Below are 5,548 nucleotides of genomic sequence, written 5' to 3'. Positions count from 1 at the left end.
CTAAAGTAGGTGCACTAAAAGCAGCGCATTCAGCGCAGAAGGAGAACACTATGAGTGGTGGCGATTGGACACTTCATTTAGTGCATCAAAATGTGTCGGGGAGAGAGGTGCCCACCGTAGCCCCCGTCGGCCACGGCAGCGGCGGCCTCCGCCTGACCAAGGCGAATAGTTAATTACGATTAGCTAATGCGTCCCGAACGAGATTGGAGATCAACATGCAACCTAGAGACTTCATCGTCCAAACGACGGGTCCGATGTCTGCCAGCCAGATACAAGAGCTGGCTGACCTGGGCCTGCGCATCACCAGTACCCTCGGACCGAACCAATATCGCCTGCGAGGCGAAAGTGCGGCCGATGCCGCCACACTCAAGACGAAGCCGTATATCGCCACCGTTGCCCTCTATGATGCGGATCAGAAGATCGATCCCGCGCTGACGTCAGCGTCGGCATCGGCGACAATACGTATGGCCGGGGCCGGGCCGGCGAGTGTCCGGACGCTCGTCCAACTCGACCCGAAGTCCGATCCCGCAGTCACCATCACGCAACTCGCGCAGATCGGCACGGTGACCGAGAGTACCAGTCGCCGCGTCCTGGTGGAGATACCGGTTGACCGCCTTGCTGAGGCCGCCTCGCTCCACGGTGTACTGGCGATCGAGCCTGAACCGGAGAATCGCCTGCAAAACAATGTCGCCCGCGGCCTGATCCACGTGGATACAGTCGCCGCCGCCGTGGGACTCGATGGCAGCGGGGAGATTGTCGGCGTGTCCGACAGTGGCGTCGACAACGGCAACAATGACGCGACGATACTGGCGGATTTTCGCGGACGCATCGTGAACATCCGTGCTACCGTCAGCAAGGCCGCGTTCGGCGTTTCGGACGGCGCCGACCTCAACAACCACGGCACGCATGTCTGCGGCAGCATCCTGGGTGACGGCTCGAACTCCAACGGCAATCTCCGGGGCATGGCTCCTGCCGCGCGACTGACGATACTGTCGATGGGCCCGAACAACGGCACCGGCCTCAGCGTTCCCATCGATCTGGTGGCAGGCGTATTCACGGACGCCTACGCTGATGGTGCACATCTCCATTCCAACAGTTGGGGCAGCAGTTCGGCTGCATCGTTCGGCAAGTACAACGGGCAGGCAAGCGACGTCGACACATTCATGCGCGACCACCGCGACATCCTGATTCTCTTTGCCGCCGGCAATGCCGGTCCCGGTGCCTCCACGGTGTCACCACCCGGCACGGCGAAGAACTGCCTGACGGTCGGTGCATCGGAGAGCCAGCGTCCGCTGCCGGCGACGATTCACATCGATCCCAACCTGCAGGACAACGACTCCAACCCTGCGACTCCGAAGGTCAATGTTCCCCTGCAACTCCCAATGGGAACCCAGGCGGACAATCCGGACGACATCGCGGGCTTCAGCAGCCGCGGGCCGACCAACGATACCGGCGACAGCCGCATCAAGCCCGATCTCGTGGCCCCGGGCACCTTCATTCTCTCCTGCCGCTCGTCGGTCAGCACAGCGGATGTGGGCCCGGATGGATTGCCCAGTGTTCCTCCCAGCTTCTACGCCGATGACAAAGATGGCCTGGCGACGCATGATGAAGCCGTCGGACGGGGGCTGCCGGGGGCACGCTTCTTCGGGACGTGGAACGAAAACACGCCGGATGCGCCCGCTGGGTCCGGCCCGATCTACCAGCAGAACTACTTCTACGACTCCGGCACCAGCATGGCGACGCCGATCACCGCGGGCGCGACGACGCTGTTGCGTCAGTATCTACGGCAGCAGCGGGGGATCGCGAGTCCGTCCGGCGCACTGATCAAGGCTCTGCTGATTAATGGTGCGACGGTCCCTGCCGCTCAAAGCAATGTGCCTGACAACACGCGGGGCTTTGGCTGGCTGAACATGGAAAACACCATTCGGCCTGTCCCAACTGGACAGCAGTCCTTCGCCGACGACATTCAGCTGGCGGTCGCAACAGGCGATGTGCGTCATTTTCAGGTGCAGTTGGCGGACCCTGCACAGCCGTTCCGCGTCACGATGGCCTACACCGACCACCCCGGCAAAGGCATCCAGAACCGGCTCTATCTGCGAGTGATCACGCCCGCGGCCGTGACGATCGACGGTGATGTGACAGCGTTCCCTACCGTCAGTAACAACGTCCAGCGCGTGCACATCGATGCACCTGCGCCTGGCCTCTATACTATCGAAGTCCACGGCATCGATGTCACGCACGGAATTGCCGCACTGCTCCCGCAGGTCCGCCAGGATTTCGCGTTGGCGGTGATCAACGGCGTGGGCGTGTCGCCCAACCCGGTGGACGTCGTCCACGTGATCGACCACAGCGGAAGCATGGGCTTCTATGGCTACATGGAGCCTGCGAAAGAGCGCGCCAAGCAGTTGGTCGACATGCTGCGCGTCAATGACCGTACCGGTGTGGTCGCCTTCGACAACACGGTGACGGTGGTCAATGGCGTCGTGCCGATCGCTGGGGCTGCTACCCAGAACGGGATCAAGACGAACATCACAGCGATCTCGCCGGCGGGTACCACTTCGATCGGCGGCGGGCTCCAGGGTGGACAGGCGGGATTGGCGGGTGGTGGTGACCCTGCACATCCGCAGGCGATCATTCTGTTGAGCGATGGTCATGAGAACACGCCGCCGTGGGTGGGTGGTGGCATCGCCAATTCTCCGCCCACGTGGTATGGCGGCCCTGATTTTACAGAAGCGCTTCCCGGCATCCCGGCCGCGACCAGGATCTACACCGTCTCGCTGGGTGTGCAGAGCGATCAGCCGCTGCTGCAAGCGATCGCGGCCGCACATGGCGGAACCTTCCATGCAGTCAACAGTCCTGCGGACAGCGGAAGCCTGCACGAGATTTATGTGCATCTTCAGGCGCTTGTGGGCGGCGAAGAGGTCATCGGTGCGGGCAGCGACGTGGTGGGTGTGACCGGCCAGGATGGGCCGATCATCAATGTATCCGGAACGGCACTGGAGTACGATCTGCGTAAGCTTTCCGCGTCGGCCGACGACGCCGACCTTGAACTGGCGCCGGCTGTGAGCTCGCTGAACATCCATCGCGTCCCGGTGGACGAGACCGTCTCGTCGGTCACGATGATGGTCTCTTGGCACGCCCCGGCTCAGCCGGTCACGCTGACGCTCACGTCGCCGTCGGGCACGGTGATCGCGGCCGGATCTGCCGTGTGCATCAATGGGACGGGGAGCAGTTACCAGTTCTTCCGGATCGAATCGCCGGAAGTCGGTGAGTGGCAATTGCGAGTGGAGGCCTCGAAAAAGAACCAGAAGGGCACCGTCGCCTACACATGGGGCGTCTACGGCACCACTCCGGTCCGTCTCCGCGTTGTCCTGCCGAAGCAGATACTGGGAGCGAAAAGCATTCAAATGATGATCACCCTTCACGCGCCGATCCGTGCGGTCGGTTCGGTACAGTTCAGCGGCATCGGCACCGCGCCAACGACCGATCTCAAGTCTCTCCTGGAGAAGTACGCCCGGCAATTGAAGGAGATCGAGCTTCCGTTCGATCCGGACATGCCGGCGAGCGATCCCAGTCTCTATTGTCTGACTGCGTTGGACAGCCGGTTGAACGCTGCTGGGAAGCCGTCCCTCTTTGAGACCACGGAGCAGAAGCTCAAGAGCAGCGGCACGTCCCGACCGACCGCCAAACTGGAAACTTCTGTGCCGGGCACCTACAAACTGCGGTTTCAGGGCGAGGGCAAGACGAGGAAGGGCAACCCGTTCCAGCGGCAAAGTCTGAACAGCTTGACCATCTGACGGAGTCACGGCCGGATCGACCAGGGGAGCTGCTGATCGGTTCCCCTGGTCGACAGCGCCCGCTTGGTATTGTCAAGTTGAGGCGATCACTAGTGCTTCTGCAATTTGATGGTCATGGCCTTTGAAGAAGGAGTTGTCTCTATTTACTGACCTCGTGGTAAAGAACTATATCAAGTAACCGCAGTGACGGGAGCGACTGCGAATGCTCTCCTTTTTGTGCCGCAAGCGCTCTCTTCGATGCTTCCGGATTCGCCTTTGTGGTAGGCATTGATATCGGCAGTCAAACCTGTGACTTTTGCGTCCTCAAGCCCGATAAGAGTCAGGTCGAGGGCATTTCATAACGCAAAAAACCGGGTACACTGGCTCAAGTTACCTTCCAGGCCTGTTGCTTATCCTGTGTCCCTCACCGGCGGTCCCCCCGACGAGCGTCAGGGAGTCAGGGAAGGCCCCGCCATCCTCGTCCCAGCGCCCCGTAGCGGAGATCTGCGCCTTGCTCCGGCAGCTCACGCCTGTCTCATGGGGGCCAGGGGGAGGGTAAACCAAAAAGTAGAGCCCTGCCCGGGGGCACTCTCGACGCCGACCTGCCCCTGATGGTGTTCAATAATGATGCGACAAATGTGCAACCCCAATCCCAGTCCGACCCCGTTGCCACTCTGGGCCTCGATCCCCTGGACCCGGTGGAAGCACTCCCAGATTCGTGCCTGTTCTTCCGGCGGGAGCCCTGGCCCCTGATCGCGTACCCAGACCCGCACCTGGTGGCCTACCACATCGAGCCCCACAAGGACGGGCTGCTCAACGGGCGAGTACTTGAGCGCGTTGGTCAGGTAGTTGGTCACGACCTGGGCAAGGCGATCAGCATCAGCATAGACCGGCACCGGCTGTGCCTCCGGGAGCTGGAGCAGGAGCGTGCGTCTCGGCGCGACCTGGCGCTGCTCATTGACGGCCTGCCCGACAATCATCCCCAGATCGGCGAACTCATAGTGCAGGTCCAGCCTGCCGGCCCGGATGCGCGACACATCCAGCATATCGTTCACCATCCGTTCCACCAGGGCTACCTGCTGGTCGGTGTGCGCAAATTCCTGGAGCATGGGCGTTACCTTCTGGCTGAATTCCTCGGGCGTCCGGGAACTCGTGCGTACCAGTTTCTCCAGGCGCCGCCGCATCGATTGAAGACTGAGCTTGATGTAGGTCAGCGGTGTTTTCAGTTCGTGGCCAGCCATGGCCAGGAAGGTCTCCATCTGCGTTTGGGTCTCACGCAGTACCCGCGCCTGCATTTCGGCTTCCTGGCGGGCCTTGCTCCGTCGCGCTACCTGCCCGACTACCAGGCTGATGTGCATGCCCACCACCAGCACCAGCCCTACGCTGATCGCCTCTTCCACACTTGCGATGGACCAGGAGAACTGAGGTGAGAAGGCGGCATAGCTCAGCAGTGCTGTGCTCACCAGCGTCGCCAGCAGGCTGGGGCTACCACCCCAAATCAGCGCCACCACTACCACTCCCAGGATCACCAGCGCATCTAGCAGGGTGAACGCGGGCATGATCACCCTCAGAAGCACCGTCAGTGCGACGGCGATCACCCCCAGCATTACTGCCGCCAGGTAGCCAAGAGCCGGATGACGCAGACGAGCGGGCAACCAGGAGGGTGCAAACGTATTGGCGCGCACCCACTGGCGCAGGCGACTCCACGCGTTGCCGACAAGCCGTCGCTGCAGGGCAGGCCGCTCCGGCGACTCTGTTTCGTCCAGACCATG

The 5,548-nt window shown here is 61.9% G+C and carries 2 protein-coding genes; one reads left to right on the top strand and one right to left on the bottom strand.

Translation table 11 applies throughout. The features are described 5' to 3' along the window. Positions 1-254: 254 nt before the first annotated feature. Positions 255-3,797, top strand: a complete 3,543-nt coding sequence (locus tag VGS97_RS17935) for a S8 family serine peptidase (protein WP_326854717.1) — start codon at positions 255-257, stop codon at positions 3,795-3,797. 503 nt (positions 3,798-4,300) lie between these two features. Here VGS97_RS17935 and VGS97_RS17930 read toward each other — a convergent pair. Continuing rightward, positions 4,301-5,548 (bottom strand): HAMP domain-containing sensor histidine kinase (locus VGS97_RS17930; protein WP_326854716.1); only part of this gene is annotated, 1,248 nt, incomplete at its 5' end.

This window comes from Actinocrinis sp. (assembly GCF_035946395.1).
GTDB lineage: Bacteria > Actinomycetota > Actinomycetes > Streptomycetales > Catenulisporaceae > Actinocrinis.
This window is presented reverse-complemented; position numbering and strand designations above follow the sequence as displayed.